This is a genomic window from Streptomyces sp. NPDC107498 (assembly GCF_055582805.1).
In genome coordinates this window covers 314,263-330,222 of sequence record NZ_JBVJPE010000007.1, presented here as the reverse complement: position 1 = coordinate 330,222, position 15,960 = coordinate 314,263, and the positions used below count along the sequence as shown (strand labels likewise).

Sequence of the window (15,960 nt, the reverse complement as noted above, 5' to 3'; positions counted from 1 at the left end):
CCGAGGGAGTACGGGAGGGCGGCCGGTCATGGATGCGGCGCTGATAGCCGTGGCGGGAACCCTGCTGGGCGTGGTCTTCACGCACTGGTTCCAGGCGCGGGCCACCGAGCGCACGGCAGCGCTCGCCCGCAGCGAGCAGCTCCGGCAGGAGCGGATCGAGACCTACAGCGCCTTCGCGGGCGCGGTCGTCGACTACCGGCACAGCCAGAACGACCGCTGGTTCCGGGCCCTCGCGCATCCCGGCTCGGAGGAGGCGGAGGAGTCCCGCCACGCCTCCTACCGGCAGCGCACCGCCGCCCGACAGGCCCTCTTCCGTGTCCAGTTGGTCTGCGACGACCCGGAGACCCGGCGACTCGCCGAGGAGGCGTTCGTGGAGTCCCACTGCATGCACGAGGCGGTCGACGAGGCCGACCGCGCCCGCCGCTCCGAGCAGGCCAAGGAGGCGCTCGCCCTGTTCATCGCCGCCGCCGCGCCCGGCGTCCGCTGAGCGGGGACCGGCCGTGGACCTCGTCGCCCCCGTCGTCGTCGAGCCGCTCCGGCGCCGTCGCTGCGCGGAATGCCGCCGGGGGCCACTGGAGCGGATGATCGTCGAGTTCAACGCGCCGGTCTGTCTGGACTGCGCGGACCTCGGCCATCTGGTCTTCCTGCGCAGGGGCGACACGGCGCTCACCCGCCGTGCCCGGGAGGGCAGCGCGCTCTGGGCCGTGGTCGTCCGGCACAACCGGCGCCGCACGCGGTACGAGCGTCAGGGCCTGCTCGTCGAGGAGGCCGCGCTCGCCGAGGCGGAGCGGGCCTGCCTGGCGGACGCCGAGGCGCGGGCCGCGCGGCGGGCCCGGGACGCGGTGCGGCGCGCGGCCCTCGACGCCGAGATCACCGCGGTGCTCCTGGCGGAGGTCCTGCGGCTCTTCCCGTCCTGCCCGGCGGACCGGGCCACGGAGATCGCCGTCCACGCCTCGGTGAAGGGCAGCGGACGGGTGGGGCGCACGGCCGCGGGCCGCTCGCTCGACCGCGGCGCGGTCACCGCCGCGGTACGAGCCTCCGTACGGCATGTCGACACGCCGTACGACTCCCTGCTGATGCGGGGGGTCCCCCGGCACCAGGCCCGGACGAGGGTCGCGCCCGCCATCGAGGCGGTGCTCCGGACCTGGCGCCAGGGCGGCGGGACCACGGGCGGCCGGGAACGCGGCTGACGGCTCGGGCGTCAGCCCGCGTCGGCCGGGCCGCGAGGGACCGATCCTCAGGCCTGGTCGCCGGCGCGGCGTCCACGGCGGTACAGCAGGGCGCCGCCGAGGAGCAGCGCGGCGCTCACGGAACCGGCGTAGCCCATGGCGTCCGAACCCGTGGCGGCCAGCGAGGACCTGCTCGTCTCACCCTGCGGCGCGGGGGCCGGGGCGGGGGTCACGGTCTCGGCCTGCGGCACCGGCACGTTCCGCACGGGGGTCTGCGGGCGCGGCGTCGGGGTCTCGATCGGCTGCTCGGGCTTGGCCGGGCCGTTCACCGAGGTGTTGCCGATGGCCGGGTTGAGCAGTCCGACGACGTTGACCGAGTTGCCGCTGACGTTCACGGGCAGGTCGACGGGCAGCTGGAGGCCGTTCCCGGAGAGCACGCCGGGGGATCCCTGGGCGTGGGTCTCGGCGGTGGACCCGCCGCCGTTGGAGGACCCGCCACCGTGGGAGGAGCCGGCACCGTGGGAGCCGCCCCGGGTGCCGCCGGCCTGGTCGCCGCCGCGCGGGGTGCCGGGCAGGTCCTTGTGGGAGCCGCCGCCCTTCTCGTCCCCGTAGCCCCCGGTCCCGCGCTCGGCGGAACGGTTGGCACAGCTGTTGCCCATGGCCGGGTTGAGCAGTCCGACGACGTTGACCGTGTTGCCGCAGGCGTTGACCGGCACGTGGACCGGCAGTTGGATCGTGTTGCCGGAACCGACTCCCGGCGAACCGACCGCGGCGGCCTCGGCGCCGGCGTCGGCGTGCGCGGCGCCCGCCGAGAGGGCGAGCGCTCCGCCCGTGACCAACAGTGTGGCCAGACCACTTCGGCGAATCTGCCTCATGGCTTCCTGCCTTCCGGAGGTGTGCACGGGCAAGTGCCCGTACCGGAAACAACGCGACAAACACGCGTGCCGGATCCCGCCGTTGACGGGTTTCACTCCATCGAGTGGGGATCCGTTCGAGTGTCGGGCCAACACCCGTCGACGCCCACCGGCGCTCTTTCGACACCGGCAGATGCCTGCAGACACCCGCAGACGCCCGTCAGCGCCCCAGGAGATCGGTGAGGGCACCCACCGGGTCCGGGTCGGGGGCACCGCGCGGCCACCAGTCCTCGCGACCGGCGTCCGACTCGTACCCGTACCAGAGGCCGTCCCGGCCGAGCCGGAGCTGGAGGGACTCCCCGGAGAGCCGGTTGCGCCAGGGACGGAAGGCGGGGAAGTCGGCGGCGAGCAGCGCGGGTCTGGCCCGGTCGAACGGCCCGGCCGGCGGGTCCCAGGGCTCTTCGAGGACGGCGAGGCCCGCCGCGCCGCCCTGGCGCCAGGCGGCGACGGCGCGGGCGAGGTCCGTGGGGGTGCGGTCGAGGGCGTGCGCCAGGTCGCGGTAGAGCGCGCGCGAGGAGGCGGTGAGTCCGGAGCCGGGGTGCGCGGCGGCCAGCCGGACCGCGTCCTGCCAGGGGGTGAGCGCGGCGACCGGGTCGTGACCGGTGGCGAGGAAGGCGTGGGCCCGGGCGGCGGCCTCGGTGGCGAGGAGGTCGAGGGAGAGCGGGTCGGGGGCGGCCGGGTCCGGCGGGAAGACGGCCGGGCGGCCGGGGCGGTCCGGGACCGGCAGCTCGGGCGGCAGCGGCGGGAGCCCGGCCCCCGTGGCCGCGGCGAGCGCGATGCGGGCGGGGACCGTGGGCATCGACGGGGCGGCGGCGCCCGTCTCGGCGGCGCCCCGGGCGGCGTTGCGCCGGGTCAGCTCGGCGAGGAGCTCCTGCTCCCCGCGGCCGCGCATCAGGAAGAGGACGAACGGGTCCTCGTCGAGGAGGCGGGCGGCCTGGTAGCACAGGGCGGCGGCGTGCTTGCAGGGGTAACCGTCGTCCGGGCAGGAGCAGTCGGGGACGAGGTCGCCGGGCGCGGGCAGCAGTCCGGTGACCGCCTCCAGGACGTGCGGCACGTCCTTGTCGAGGAGGGCGGCGATGTGGTCGGGGCGGGCGGCGACCTCGTCGAGGAACCGCTCCCAGCCGTCGTCGCCGAGGGTGCGCATCCTGATCTCGGTGCGGTACGGGCGGGGCCGGCTGCCGTGGACGTAGGCGACGACCCGGCCGGGGGTGACCGTGATCGCGTCGACGTGGCCGCGCCCCGCGTACGCCTTGCCCCGCGCGAGACGGGCCGCGTCGAGGGCGGTGTCCTCCAGGGCCGTCACCCAGGCGTTCCCCCACCAGGTGGCGGCGAACCGGCCGTCGGGGGCCGAACGCGGCGCGACCCGCGGGAAGCTGCGGCGGCGGTCGTCGTGACGGGGAGCGGCGCCCCGGGCGCCCCTTGCGTGGTTCACGAGGGCCTCCTCAGGGACACCAGGTCGGCGAGCTCCCGGTCGGTGAGTTCGGTGAGGGCGGCCTCGCCGGAGCCGAGGACGGCGTCGGCCAGGGCCCGTTTGGCGCGGAGCATCTCGGCGATGCGGTCCTCGACGGTGCCCTCGGCGACGAGCCGGTGGACCTGCACCGGCTGGGTCTGGCCGATGCGGTAGGCCCGGTCGGTGGCCTGCTCCTCGACGGCCGGGTTCCACCAGCGGTCGTAGTGGACGACGTGCCCGGCCCGGGTGAGGTTGAGACCGGTGCCCGCGGCCTTCAGGGACAGCAGGAAGACGGGGACCTCACCTGCCTGGAAGCGGTCGACCATCCGCTCCCGCTCGGCCACCGGCGTCCCGCCGTGCAGGAGTTGGGCGGGGATGCCCCGCGCGGCCAGGTGGTCGGCGAGGAGCCGCGCCATCGACACGTACTGGGTGAAGACGAGCACGGACCCGTCCTCCGCGAGGATCGTGTCGAGGAGCTCGTCGAGCAGGGCGAGCTTCCCGGAGCGGCCGGCGAGCCGCGCGGTGCCGCTGCCGCGCGGGGCCTGTTCCTTGAGGTACTGCGCGGGGTGGTTGCAGATCTGCTTGAGGGAGGTCAGCAGGCTCATCACGAGGCCCCGACGGGCCATGCCCTCGGCGCCCTCGATGCGGGCCATGGTCTCGCGGACGACCGCCTCGTAGAGCGAGGCCTGCTCCCGGGTGAGGGCGACGGGATGGTCGGACTCCGTCTTCGGCGGGAGTTCGGGGACGATCCCGGGGTCGGACTTGCGGCGGCGCAGCAGGAAGGGCCGCACGAGCCGGGCGAGCCGCTCGACGGCCTCCTCGTGCTCGATCTCCTCGTGGTTCTCCACGGCCCGGGCGTGGCGGGAGCGGAAGGCCTTGAGCGGGCCGAGGAGACCGGGGGTGGTCCAGTCGAGGAGCGCCCAGAGCTCGGAGAGGTTGTTCTCCACGGGGGTGCCGGTGAGGGCGACCCGCGCGGGGGCGGGGATCTCGCGCAGCGCCTTGGCGGTCGCGGAGAAGGGGTTCTTGACGTGCTGCGCCTCGTCGGCGACGACCATCCCCCACTCCCGCCCGGCGAGCCGGGCGGCGCTGGTGCGCAGGGTGCCGTAGGTGGTGAGGACGAAGCCGCCCTCGGTGCCGTCGAGGTCCCGGTCCGTGCCGTGGAAGCGCCGGACGGGCACGTCGGGGGCGAACTTCCGCACCTCCCGCTGCCAGTTGCCGAGGAGGGAGGCCGGACAGACGACGAGGGTGGGGGCGCGGCGGGCACGGCGCAGGTGGAGGGCGATGAGGGTGACGGTCTTGCCGAGTCCCATGTCGTCGGCGAGGCAGCCGCCGAGGCCGAGGGAGGTCATCAGGTCCAGCCAGGCGAGGCCGCGGAGCTGGTAGTCGCGCAGGGTGGCGGTGAGGCCGGGCGGCGCCTGCACGTCCTCGGGGCCGGCCAGGAGCCGGTCGCGGAGCGCGGCGAGGGCCCCGACGGGAACGGCGGGGACGGACTCGCCGTCGACCTCTGCGGTGCCGGTGAGCGCTGCCGCGAGGGCGTCGACCGGTTCGAGCAGGCCGAGTTCGCGCTTGCGGGCCTTGCGGACGAGGGCGGGATCGACGACGACCCACTGGTCGCGGAGGCGCACGATGGGCCGGTGGGCCTCGGCCAGGAGGTCCATCTCGCGCTCGGTGAGCGGATCGCCGTCGAGCGCCAGCTGCCAGTTGAACCGCAGGAGCTCCTCGCTGTCGAAGAAGGAGGTGCCGTCGGTGGCGGAGCCGGGCGCGGCCTGTGCGGGGCGGACGACGGCGGAGGCACTGAGCGAGCGGGCGAGTTCCCGCGGCCAGTGGAGGGCGACCCCGGCGTCGGCGAGGCGGGCGGCGGCCGGGCCGAGCAGTTCGTACAACTCGTCCTCGGTGACGGCGAGGACGTCGGGGACGTCCCGCTCCAGGAGGCGGGAGAGCGGGGGCCAGACGCGGGCGGCCCGGCGCAGCGCGAGGACGGCGTCGATCCGGGCGCGGGGCCCGAAGTGCTCGCCGTCCCCCGCCCACAGGTCGGCGGCGTCGATGACGAGGGTGGGGTCGGCGAGGCTGTGGATCTGGAGGAGTGCGGCGGCTGCGTGACGCTCCCCGCCGCCCCCCTCGCCGCCCGGGCCGACGGTGTCGGTGGCGTCTGCGGCGTCCGTGGCATCTGCGGCGTCCGTGGCGTCGAAGAGTTCGTACGGTGACAGGTCGAGGCGGAGCGAGACCCGCACTCCCGCGTCCATCCCGGCCGCCGCCTCGGCGGCCCAGGCACGCGCGCGGGGCAGGTGCTGCGGGGCGCGCGCCGCGAACGGCGCGCCGACCGCGTGGGCGGCTGCCGGGGTCCGGGGCAGGACGTCGGCGACCGCGTCGAGGAAGGCGCGCACGAGGGCCTCGGGCTCGGGCAGCCGCAGAGGTCCGCGCCCCGGCACCGGCACGGCGTACCCCTCGTACGGCAGGGCGGCGGCGACGGCCCTCAGATGGGCGATGTCCTCGGCGTCCAGCGGTCCGGCCCGCCAGGCGTCCAGGTCGTCGGCGGTCAGTCCGGGCAGCAGCCGCCCGCGCGCGGCCAGGTGCAGGGCGTGCAGGGCGGCGGCACCCCAGCCGGCGGTGGCGGGGTGTGCGGCCGGGTGGTGGCGGGCCGCGACGAGGTGCGGCAGCGCGGCCTCGACGGGCAGGGTCACGGCGGGCACTGAGCGGCTCCGGGCGCCGCTGCCGTGCCGCCGGGCCACGGTCAGCTCGACCCGCTCCGCCCCGCTCGCCGCCGGGTCCGGCGGCGAGCCGCCGTCGGGGGCCCAGAAGGCGACCCGGCCGTCACGGGGAAGGGCGGCCGGCAGGAAGACGGCGGCGCTGGTCGTCCAGGTGTGTGCCACGGCTGCGCTCCCCTCCCCGTTGTGACGTCGTTCGGCTGCCGGAGCCCGGGACGGGGATCCGACTGGATCTCCGACCTTACGGGCGGGGTCTGACAACGACCGCACGGCGAGGGTTCCCCCGGGTGGCCCAACACCGGATGACAGCGGGCCGCGCAGGCGTCATCGTGGCCTGGACGTCCGAGGACGCGACGTCCGCACGACACGACAGAAGAGGATCCGCCATGTCCGTTCGCCGGCGTCTCACGACCGCCATCGGGGCCGTGCTGCTCACTCTCGCCGTCGCCGGCTGCTCGGGCCTCGGCCGCAGCGCCGTGGGCACGATCTCGTACGAGACGGAACGCGACCTGGTGGTGACCGTGACCAGTCCGTCGGTGAAGGGCTGCCACCGTCTCGCGCCGTCGGGGATCACCAAGATCGAGAACAACACCCTGAACGACATCGTGATGTACCCGACCCGCGACTGCCGGGGCAAGGTCTCCACCTACGTGCCCAGCAACACCGGCGACAAGATCGTCTCCGACACCCTGCCCTGGCGCAGCTACAGCGTCGTCCACTAGGTCGGGGCGGCCGTCCGGCGGCGTTCCGTTTCCTCCGCCCGGGGTACATGCTGGAAGTGACCTCGGTACCCCGAGGGGAGATGCGACCGTCATGCGAACGGGGAACGAGCCGGCCAACGCGCGCAGCGCCCTGCGTCTGCGGTTCTGGCTGAGCGTGTGGGGGCTGCTCTGGGCGGCCTTCGGCACGACCGTGTTCTCCCTGGTGGGCCGCTCCGGCTGGGCGGCGGCCTGCGGGGTGCTGTTCCTGGTCGTCGCGGTCGACCTGGCGGTGGTGCTGCGCCGTCTGCACCAGGGCGCTCACTGGCAGCCGGGCCGGAGCATCCCTCCGTACGAACCCGATCGCGGGGACACGGGACGCTGACGTCCCGGCCGTCTCAGTTCCGGGTGTCGAAGCCCGCCGCCTGGAGGTACTCCGGCTTCGGGTCGAGCGCGGCGGCGAGGCGGAAGTGCCGCGTGGCCTGGGCGGTCTGCCCGGAGCGCTCGAAGGTGCGGGCCAGCGCGAAGTGGGCGAAGGCGTTGTCCGGCTCCCGCTCCAGGACCAGTTCGAATTCCAGCTGCGCCGGCCGGAGCTGCGCGGCGGCGAAGAACGCCCGGGCGCGCAGCAGGCGCGCGGCCGTGTTCTCGGGGTGGGCGGCGATGACCGAGTCCAGCAGCTTCACGGCCCCACGAGGATCCCGCGCGGCCAGCAGGTGCTCGGCGGCGCGGAAGTCGATGACGTGCGTTTCCGGGTTCCTGTCGGCCACGATGGAATCCTTCCCCTCGATCCGGTGGTTGAACACCGGACCCCGCGACCGCATTCCGCCGGAAGACGTCCCCTAGGCCTCCCCGGCGACCTTCGCGCGGCGCTCCAGCTCGTCCCACACCTTCCGCACCTGGGGTTCGAGCGCGTCGAGCGGTCCGTCGTTGTCGATCACGAGGTCCGCGACGGCCAGCCGCTGCGCGCGCGTGGCCTGCGCCGCCATCCGGGCCCGGGCCTCGGTCTCGGCCATGCCGCGGAGCCGTACCAGCCGGTCGAGCTGGGTCTCCGGGGACGCGTCCACGACCACGACCAGGTCGTACAGCGGCGCGAGCCCGTTCTCGGTGAGCAGCGGTACGTCGTGGACGACGACGTCACCGGCGGCGGCGCGGCTCTCCAGCTCCGCCGACCGGGCCCCGACCAGCGGGTGGACGATGGCGTTGAGAGTGGCGAGACGGTCCGCGTCGGAGAACACGAGGGAGCCGAGCCTGGGCCGGTCCAGCGTCCCCCCCTCGGTGAGGACGTCGTCCCCGAAGGCCGCGACGACGGCCGCGAGCCCCGGGGTCCCGGGCTCGACGACCTCGCGCGCGATCCGGTCCGCGTCGATCAGTACGGCTCCGTACGAGACGAGCAGCCGCGACACTTCGCTCTTGCCGGCGCCGATCCCGCCGGTCAGGCCCACCTTCAGCATGAGCGGCAGCTTAGGGCCTGCCACGGCGGGGCTAGGCGTCGCCCTCCCGCTCCGCGAGGAAGCGCTCGAACTCGCGGCCCAGCTCGTCGGCCGACGGCAGGTCGACCGGCTCGGCGACGAGGCTGCCGCGCGTCTCCGCACCGGCCGCCGCGTCGTACTGGTGCTCAAGGCCCTGCACGAGCGCGACCAGCTCCTCGTCGCCCTCGCCGATCTGGCGGTCGATCTCGGTCTGGGTGCGGCGGGCCTCGGTGCGCAGGGAGTGGGCGACGCCCGGGAGGACCAGGCCGGTGGCGGCGGTGACGGCCTCCAGGACGGTCAGGGCCGCGTCGGGGTAGGGGGACCGGGCCACGTAGTGCGGGACGTGGGCGGCGACGCCGAGGGTGTCGTGGCCGGCTTCGGTGAGCCGGTACTCGACGAGGGACTCGGCGCTGCCGGGAACCTGGGCCTCGTCGAAGGGGCTGCGGTGGCCCGGCATGAGGTCGGTGCGGCTGCCGTGCGGGGTGAGGCCGACCGGGCGGGTGTGCGGCACGCCCATGGGGATGCCGTGGAAGTTGACGGAGAGGCGCACCCCGAGGCGCTCGACGATCTGCCGGACGGCGACGGCGAAGCGCTCCCACTCCACGTCCGGCTCCGGCCCGGAGAGGACGAGGAAGGGCGCGCCGGTGGCGTCCTGTACGAGGCGGACCTCGATGGACGGCGTCTCGTACGCGGTCCAGCGGTCGCGCCGGAAGGTCAGCAGGGGGCGGCGGGCCCGGTAGTCCACCAGCCGGTCGTGGTCGAAGCGGGCCACCAGCTGGTGCGGAAGGGTGTCGAGCAGCCGGTCGACGATCTGCTCACCGGTCTCGCCCGCGTCGATGTAGCCGTCGAAGTGGTACAGCATGACCAGCCCGGCCGACTCCTGCGCCAGGGCCAGGTCGACGACGGCCACGCCCTTCGGGTCCCATTCGTACAAATCCTGGGGATCAAGCACGATTACCGCTCCTCCTCGTGTTCTCTCTGGGAACGTCGGGCGCGGCACCACCATTCCCGGGCGCGCGATCTTCCGACGGAGGAGTCGGCGAGGAGGCGGAAACGACCGAGGCCCGCCCCCCCGGAGGGGAGCGGGCCTCGGATTCGCTAGCGGCTAGCGCTCAGCGGAGAGCCTGTTCAGCTCTGGCCGCCGGCCAGCTTCTCGCGCAGGGCGGCGAGCGCCTCGTCCGACGCCAGGGCGCCGGAGTTGTCGTCCGACTCCGAGGAGTACGAACCGCCCGAGATGCCCGCACCGGCGTTGCCGGCGGCCGGGGCGGCAGCGCCCTCGGCAGCGGCGGCCTCGTCGGCCTCGCGGGACTTGATGACCTGAGCCTGGTGCTGCTCGAAGCGAGCCTGCGCCTCGGCGTACTGGGTCTCCCAGGCCTCGCGCTGCGTCTCGTAGCCCTCGAGCCAGTCGTTGGTCTCGGGGTCGAAGCCCTCGGGGTAGATGTAGTTGCCCTGGTCGTCGTAGGACGCGGCCATGCCGTACAGGGTCGGGTCGAACTCGACCGAGGCCGGGTCGGCACCGAAGGACTCGTTGGCCTGCTTCAGCGAGAGGCTGATGCGACGGCGCTCGAGGTCGATGTCGATGACCTTGACGAAGATCTCGTCGTTGACCTGGACGACCTGCTCCGGGATCTCCACGTGGCGCTCGGCCAGCTCGGAGATGTGGACCAGACCCTCGATGCCCTCGTCCACGCGGACGAACGCACCGAACGGAACCAGCTTGGTGACCTTGCCCGGGACGACCTGGCCGATCTGGTGGGTCCGGGCGAACTGCTGCCACGGGTCCTCCTGCGTCGCCTTCAGCGACAGGGAGACACGCTCGCGGTCCATGTCCACGTCGAGAACCTCGACGGTGACCTCCTGGCCGACCTCGACGACCTCGGAGGGGTGGTCGATGTGCTTCCAGGACAGCTCGGAGACGTGCACGAGGCCGTCGACGCCACCCAGGTCCACGAAGGCACCGAAGTTGACGATCGAGGACACGACGCCGGAGCGGACCTGACCCTTCTGGAGGGTCGTGAGGAAGGTCTGGCGAACCTCGGACTGGGTCTGCTCCAGCCAGGCGCGGCGGGACAGGACCACGTTGTTGCGGTTCTTGTCCAGCTCGATGATCTTCGCCTCGAGCTCCTTGCCCACGTAGGGCTGGAGGTCGCGGACGCGGCGCATCTCGACCAGGGAGGCCGGGAGGAAGCCGCGGAGGCCGATGTCGAGGATGAGACCACCCTTGACGACCTCGATGACGGTACCGGTGACGATGCCGTCCTCTTCCTTGATCTTCTCGATGGTGCCCCAGGCGCGCTCGTACTGGGCACGCTTCTTCGAGAGGATCAGGCGGCCTTCCTTGTCCTCCTTCTGGAGAACCAGGGCCTCGATCTCGTCGCCGACCTTGACGACCTCGTTCGGGTCGACGTCGTGCTTGATCGAGAGCTCGCGGCTCGGGATGACACCTTCGGTCTTGTAACCGATGTCGAGCAGGACCTCGTCCCGGTCGACCTTCACGATGACGCCGTCGACGATGTCGCCGTCGTTGAAGTACTTGATCGTCTCGTCGATCGCGGCGAGGAAGGCTTCCTCGTTACCGATGTCGTTGACCGCAACCTGCGGGGTGGTGGCGGTGGTCTCGGTGCTGCTCGTCATGTGGGAAAGGGCTCCGGTTACGGACAGAAAGTCGTAGGTACTGCTACGCCGAGAGCCCGTATCGCACCAAGAAGCCGGACAGCCAATGAAGCACCCTTCCGCGAACGGCAGGGAACCTCGAAAACCGAGGGGACATACAACAGGTACGAGCGCGGCCTGCTCCGTCTGAGGCGCGCAGGCCCGCAGCGCAACCTTTAGCATACGGGGGCGGCCGGACAGGGTCAATGCGCGAAGCGCGCACCCGAGGCAGATCCACTCAATTCCGGCACCACTTATGCCTCTTGCGCCGTCGCGGCGGGGGTCCGCCGCACGTCGGCACTGAGCGCAAACTACATCGGCGGGCGAGATGAACCAAGAGTACGGACACGAAGACGCGGTCGACGGGGACGCCGACGGGGCCGAGGCGACCCGGCGTGACGCGGGGGACGCGGAGAGCAGCCGGGCGAGCCGCGGCTGGTGGGACCGGAACGCCGACGAGTACCAGAGCGAGCACGGGTCCTTCCTGGGCGACGACCGGTTCGTCTGGGGCCCCGAGGGGCTCGACGAGGCCGAGGCCGGACTCCTCGGGCCGGCCGCCTCGCTGAAGGGCCTCGACGTCCTGGAGATCGGCGCGGGCGCCGCGCAGTGCTCGCGCTGGCTGGCGGCGCAGGGCGCGCGGCCGGTGGCTCTCGACCTCTCGCACCGGCAGCTCCAGCACGCGCTGCGGATCGGCGGGGAGGTGCCGCTGGTGGAGGCGGACGCGGGGGCGCTGCCCTTCCGGGACGGCTCCTTCGACCTGGCGTGCTCGGCGTACGGCGCGGTGCCGTTCGTCGCCGACCCGGTGCGGGTCTTCCACGAGGTGCGCCGGGTGCTGCGGCCGGGCGGCCGCTGGGTGTTCTCGGTGACGCACCCGATCCGCTGGGCGTTCCCGGACGAGCCGGGGCCGGAGGGCCTCTCGGTCGCCGCCTCGTACTTCGACCGCACGCCGTACGTCGAGCAGGACGAGCACGGCCGGGCCGTCTACGTGGAGCACCACCGGACCGTCGGGGACCGGGTGCGGGACGTGGTGGCCGGCGGCTTCCGGCTCGTGGACCTGGTCGAGCCGGAGTGGCCGGCCTGGAACGGCCAGGAGTGGGGCGGCTGGTCCCCGCTGCGGGGGAACCTGATCCCGGGGACGGCGATCTTCGTCTGCGAGCGGGACGACTGACACCCGCCGTGGACAGCCCCGTGGCGCCGAACGGCCCCGTGCCGCGAACAGCCCTGTGGCGCCGAACGGCCTCACGACGTGAACAGTCCTATTAATGGAGGGCCCTGTGGACAACGGGGTCCTTCTTCTTCGCGGCCCGTACGAGACTGAGTGCGTGATCCGAAACGACGCACTCGACCGTCTCCCCGTCCGCCATGCCGTCCCCGGGCTGCTCACCGCGCTCGCGGAGCGCGGCGCGGCGGTGCTGTCCGCTCCTCCCGGCACCGGCAAGACGACGCTGGTTCCGCTGGCGCTGGCGGGGCTCATAGGGGACGGACCGGCGCGGCGGGTGCTGGTGGCCGAGCCGCGGAGGATGGCGGTGCGGGCGGCGGCCCGGCGGATGGCCTGGCTGCTCGGCGAGGAGGTCGGCGGCGCGGTCGGCTTCTCGGTGCGCGGCGAGCGGCGGACCGGTGCCGCGACACGGGTCGAGGTGGTGACGACGGGCGTCCTGCTCCAGCGGCTCCAGCGCGATCCGGAGCTGGCGGGCGTGGACGTGGTGCTGCTCGACGAGTGTCACGAGCGGCATCTCGACGCCGACACGGCCGTGGCCTTCCTGGTGGACGTCCGGGCGGCGCTGCGGCCGGAGCTGAAGCTGATCGCGGCGTCCGCGACGAGCGACGCCGAGGCGTGGGCGGAGCTGCTCACGGTCCTGGACGGCGGCGGGCCCGCGCCGATCGTGCGGAGCGAGGGCGAGGGCCACGGGTACGCGGTGAGGTTCGCCGCGCCGCCGGCCGGCATCAGGCCCGCGCACGGCACCTGGGTGGATCCGGCCCTGCTGCGTCACGTGGCGTCGACGGTCCGGCTCGCACTGGAGCGGCACCAGGGCGACGTCCTCTGCTTCCTGCCGGGCACGGGGGAGATCGCGCGGACGGCGGGGCTGCTCGACGGCGTCGACGCGGAGGTGCTCCAGCTGCACGGACGGGCGCCCGCCGCCGTCCAGGACGCGGTGCTGCGGGGCGCCGGGCCGGACGGCCGCAGGCGGGTGGTGCTGTCGACCTCGGTGGCGGAGTCGAGCCTGACGGTTCCGGGGGTGCGGATCGTCGTGGACTCGGGGCTCGCGCGGGAGCCCCGGACGGACCATGCCCGGGGTCTCGGTTCCCTCGCGACGGTGCCGGTGTCGACCGCGGCGGCGACCCAGCGGGCGGGGCGCTCCGGACGTGAGGCGGCCGGTGTGGTCTACCGCTGTTGGGCCGAGGCGGAGGACGGCGGCCGGGCGCGGTTCCCCTCGCCCGAGATCCGGATCGCCGACCTGGCGGACTTCGCGCTGCGGGCCGCCTGTTGGGGCGACCCGAGGGCGGAGGGGCTCGCGCTGCTCGACGCGCCGCCGGCCGGGGCGATGGCGGCGGCCCGCGCGGTGCTCGGGTCGATCGGGGCCGTCGACGGGGACGGCCGGGCCACGGAGCGGGGGGTGCGGATGTCCCGGCTCGGGCTGCACCCCCGACTGGGGCGCGCCCTCCTGGACGGCGCCCCCGAGGTCGGGGCGCGGCGGGCGGCGGAGGTGGTGGCGCTGCTCAGCGAGGAGCCGCCGCGCGACTACGGGGACGATCTGGCGGCGGCCTGGCGCGCGGCCCGTCGGGGCACCGACGGGTACGGCGCGCGGTGGAGGACGGAGGCGCGGCGCCTGGAGCGGTCGGCCGGCGAAGTGGTGGGCGGGGGCGCCGCCGTCGCGGAGCGGTCGGCGGGCGGGGCGACGCCCCCGGCGCCGGGGGACGGCGGCGGGGAGCGGGAGGGCGACGACGCCGTGGCCGGTCTGGTGACGGCGCTGGCGTTTCCGGAGCGGGTGGCCAGGGCCCGGGAGCAGGGCGGCTATCTGATGGTGTCGGGGAGCGGGGCGCGGCTGGCCGAGGGTTCCCGGCTGCGGTCCAGCCCGTGGCTCGCCGTGGCGGTGGCGGACCGCACCGCGCGGGACGCCACGGCGCGGGTGCGGCTCGCGGCGGTGGTGGACGAGTCCATGGCGTGCCGGGCGGCCGGGCACCTGCGGAGCGCCGGCGAGGAGGTCCGCTGGGAGGACGGGGACGTGGTCGCGCGGTCGGTGGACCGGCTGGGCGCGGTGGAGCTGACGGTCCGTCCCCTGGGCGCCGGGGCCGAGCCGGCTCTCGTCCGGGAGGCGCTGCTCGACGGACTGCGGCGTGAGGGCCTCGGGCTGTTGCGGTGGCGCCGGGAGGCCGAGGAGCTGCGCGATCGGCTCGCCTTCCTCCACCGGGAGGTGGGGGAGCCCTGGCCGGACGTGTCGGAGGGGTCCCTGGTCGACCGGGCCGCGGAGTGGCTGGAGCCGGAGCTGTCCCGGGCGTCGCGCCGGGCCGATCTGGGGCGGATCGACGCCGGGGAGGCACTGCGGCGGCTGCTGCCGTGGGCGTCGGGCGAGGCGGTCCGGCTGGACGAGCTGGCGCCGGAGCGGGTCGAGGTGCCGAGCGGTTCGCGGATACGGGTCGAGTACGGGGGCGAGCGGCCGGTGCTCGCGGTGAAGCTGCAGGAGATGTTCGGTCTGGCCGAGACGCCCCGGGTGGCGGGGGTCCCGGTGCTCGTCCACCTCCTCTCCCCCGCCGGCAGGCCGGCGGCGGTGACGGCCGACCTGGCGTCGTTCTGGAGAGACGGCTACCGGGCGGTGCGGGCGGAGTTGCGGGGGCGGTACCCGAAGCACCCGTGGCCGGAGGACCCGTCCGCCGCGGTGCCGACCCGGCACACCAGCGCGCGGCTCAGAGGGGAGCGCTGACCGGGGTCGGGGCGGGAGCGGCGGGCGGCTCCGGTTCGGGACGGCGCGAGCGGGCCTCCAGCCAGAGGGAGAGGGCGAGGAGGGCCAGGGCGAGGAGGGTGAGGCTCCACGGGAGGTAGGAGACGAGCATGAGGACCATGAGGCGGTTGGAGGAGACCATCTCGCCGACGCTCTCGAGGTAGTCCTCGCGCATCTTCACGTGTCCCGCGAAGACGGTGAGGGTGTCCCGGCCCATCAGCGCCTTGGCGTTGCGGAGTTCCTCCTCGTGGATCTCCTCGCCGTTGACGGGGGCTCCGGTGACCGGCTCGATCCAGAACATGCGCTTGGTCGTGTACCAGCGGGTGAGGCCGGAGTCGGCGAGGATCTTCGGGGTGATGCCCTTGACCGGCATGGTCTTGGGCATGGGGACCTTGGTCCAGGGGACGGTCTGCTCGAAGTAGTAGACCTCCATGCCGCGGAAGGTGCGGGTGCCCTTGTAGTGGATGGGGGCCGCGGTGCGGGTCTGGGCGTCGAAGTACTGGTAGTCGCGCTTCTCGGTCAGGAAGGGGAACTTGAACTCGATGCCCTCGCGCCGGACCGGATCGCCGTCGACCGATTCGCCGGTGGCGTGGACGGGGTCCTGGGTGTGGGCGTCGAAGACGTACCGCTCGGGGACCTTGGAGACCATCTTGCCGTCGGGCCCCGTGACGTAGGCGAGGGCGTCCCAGACGACGACGTCACGCCCGGCGTCGCGTTCGATGCGCCGCGACTCCTCCACGTTGCCCTTGAGGGTCTGGATGATCGTGATCTTGTCGACCTTCTCGGCCCGGAGCGTGGAGTAGTCGAGGAGGGTCGCGGGCCGTGCCTCGAGGACGGTCTCCTGGTACTGGTTGGGCGGGATCTTCGCGAGGCGGGGGAAGGCGTACCAGCGCAGGGTCGGGGCCATCGCGGCGCAGAAGACGGCGAGGGCGAGCAGGACGAGGCTGGCTCGGCGGCGCACGGTC

The 15,960-nt window shown here is 74.1% G+C and carries 14 protein-coding genes; 6 read left to right on the top strand and 8 right to left on the bottom strand.

Going from position 1 to position 15,960, the window contains the following annotated elements:
- Positions 1-28 precede the first annotated feature (28 nt).
- Together ACZ66Z_RS15810 and ACZ66Z_RS15805 are read left to right on the top strand one after the other, a co-directional pair.
- Positions 29-487 (top strand): hypothetical protein, encoded by a 459-nt coding sequence (locus ACZ66Z_RS15810; RefSeq protein ID WP_469934537.1) that lies wholly within the window; start codon positions 29-31, stop codon positions 485-487.
- A gap of 13 nt (positions 488-500) precedes the next feature.
- Entirely contained in the window at positions 501-1,190 is a 690-nt protein-coding gene (locus ACZ66Z_RS15805; RefSeq protein ID WP_469934536.1) for a DUF2293 domain-containing protein, read from the top strand.
- Positions 1,191-1,237: 47 nt separating this feature from the next.
- Here ACZ66Z_RS15805 and ACZ66Z_RS15800 read toward each other — a convergent pair whose 3' ends face one another.
- From ACZ66Z_RS15800 to ACZ66Z_RS15790, 3 genes are all read right to left on the bottom strand, one after another.
- Positions 1,238-2,044: a chaplin gene (locus tag ACZ66Z_RS15800; protein WP_469934535.1), complete on the bottom strand. Its 807-nt coding sequence runs from the start codon at positions 2,042-2,044 to the stop codon at positions 1,238-1,240.
- A gap of 199 nt (positions 2,045-2,243) precedes the next feature.
- Positions 2,244-3,515 carry an SWIM zinc finger family protein gene (locus ACZ66Z_RS15795; protein ID WP_469934534.1) on the bottom strand — a complete coding sequence of 424 codons (1,272 nt, stop codon included), beginning with the start codon at positions 3,513-3,515 and terminating at the stop codon, positions 2,244-2,246.
- On the bottom strand, positions 3,512-6,403 hold the full coding sequence (locus tag ACZ66Z_RS15790; RefSeq protein ID WP_469934533.1) for a DEAD/DEAH box helicase: 2,892 nt from the start codon (positions 6,401-6,403) through the stop codon (positions 3,512-3,514). The genes ACZ66Z_RS15795 and ACZ66Z_RS15790 overlap by 4 nt, the downstream gene beginning before the upstream one ends.
- A 221-nt stretch (positions 6,404-6,624) precedes the next feature.
- Here ACZ66Z_RS15790 and ACZ66Z_RS15785 point away from each other — a divergent pair, with 221 nt between their 5' ends.
- Positions 6,625-6,960 (top strand): hypothetical protein, encoded by a 336-nt coding sequence (locus ACZ66Z_RS15785; RefSeq protein WP_469934532.1) that lies wholly within the window; start codon positions 6,625-6,627, stop codon positions 6,958-6,960.
- A 91-nt stretch (positions 6,961-7,051) separates the two neighbouring features.
- The gene (locus ACZ66Z_RS15780; RefSeq protein ID WP_469934531.1) at positions 7,052-7,321 is read left to right on the top strand and encodes a DUF6343 family protein; all 270 of its coding nucleotides are present in this window, start codon (positions 7,052-7,054) and stop codon (positions 7,319-7,321) included.
- 13 nt (positions 7,322-7,334) lie between these two features.
- Here ACZ66Z_RS15780 and ACZ66Z_RS15775 read toward each other — a convergent pair whose 3' ends face one another.
- The 4 genes from ACZ66Z_RS15775 to rpsA form a co-directional block, all read right to left on the bottom strand.
- Complete coding sequence (locus ACZ66Z_RS15775) at positions 7,335-7,703, bottom strand: tetratricopeptide repeat protein (RefSeq protein WP_190157040.1); 369 nt, start codon at positions 7,701-7,703, stop codon at positions 7,335-7,337.
- A gap of 72 nt (positions 7,704-7,775) precedes the next feature.
- Positions 7,776-8,387, bottom strand: a complete 612-nt coding sequence (gene coaE, locus ACZ66Z_RS15770; protein ID WP_469934530.1) for a dephospho-CoA kinase — start codon at positions 8,385-8,387, stop codon at positions 7,776-7,778.
- Between the two features lie 31 nt (positions 8,388-8,418).
- Positions 8,419-9,357 (bottom strand): PAC2 family protein, encoded by a 939-nt coding sequence (locus ACZ66Z_RS15765; protein ID WP_469934529.1) that lies wholly within the window; start codon positions 9,355-9,357, stop codon positions 8,419-8,421.
- A gap of 176 nt (positions 9,358-9,533) precedes the next feature.
- Positions 9,534-11,039 (bottom strand): 30S ribosomal protein S1, encoded by a 1,506-nt coding sequence (gene rpsA, locus ACZ66Z_RS15760; RefSeq protein ID WP_469934528.1) that lies wholly within the window; start codon positions 11,037-11,039, stop codon positions 9,534-9,536.
- 346 nt (positions 11,040-11,385) lie between these two features.
- Here rpsA and ACZ66Z_RS15755 point away from each other — a divergent pair, with 346 nt between their 5' ends.
- Together ACZ66Z_RS15755 and hrpB are read left to right on the top strand one after the other, a co-directional pair.
- Complete coding sequence (locus ACZ66Z_RS15755; RefSeq protein WP_469934527.1) at positions 11,386-12,225, top strand: class I SAM-dependent methyltransferase; 840 nt, start codon at positions 11,386-11,388, stop codon at positions 12,223-12,225.
- Between the two features lie 154 nt (positions 12,226-12,379).
- On the top strand, positions 12,380-14,977 hold the full coding sequence (hrpB, locus tag ACZ66Z_RS15750) for an ATP-dependent helicase HrpB (RefSeq protein ID WP_469934526.1): 2,598 nt from the start codon (positions 12,380-12,382) through the stop codon (positions 14,975-14,977).
- On the opposite strand, the gene pgfA is transcribed toward hrpB, so the two are convergent.
- On the bottom strand, positions 14,961-15,956 hold the full coding sequence (gene pgfA, locus ACZ66Z_RS15745; RefSeq protein WP_469934525.1) for a cell envelope lipid trafficking protein PgfA: 996 nt from the start codon (positions 15,954-15,956) through the stop codon (positions 14,961-14,963). The genes hrpB and pgfA overlap by 17 nt on opposite strands.
- Positions 15,957-15,960 lie beyond the last annotated feature (4 nt).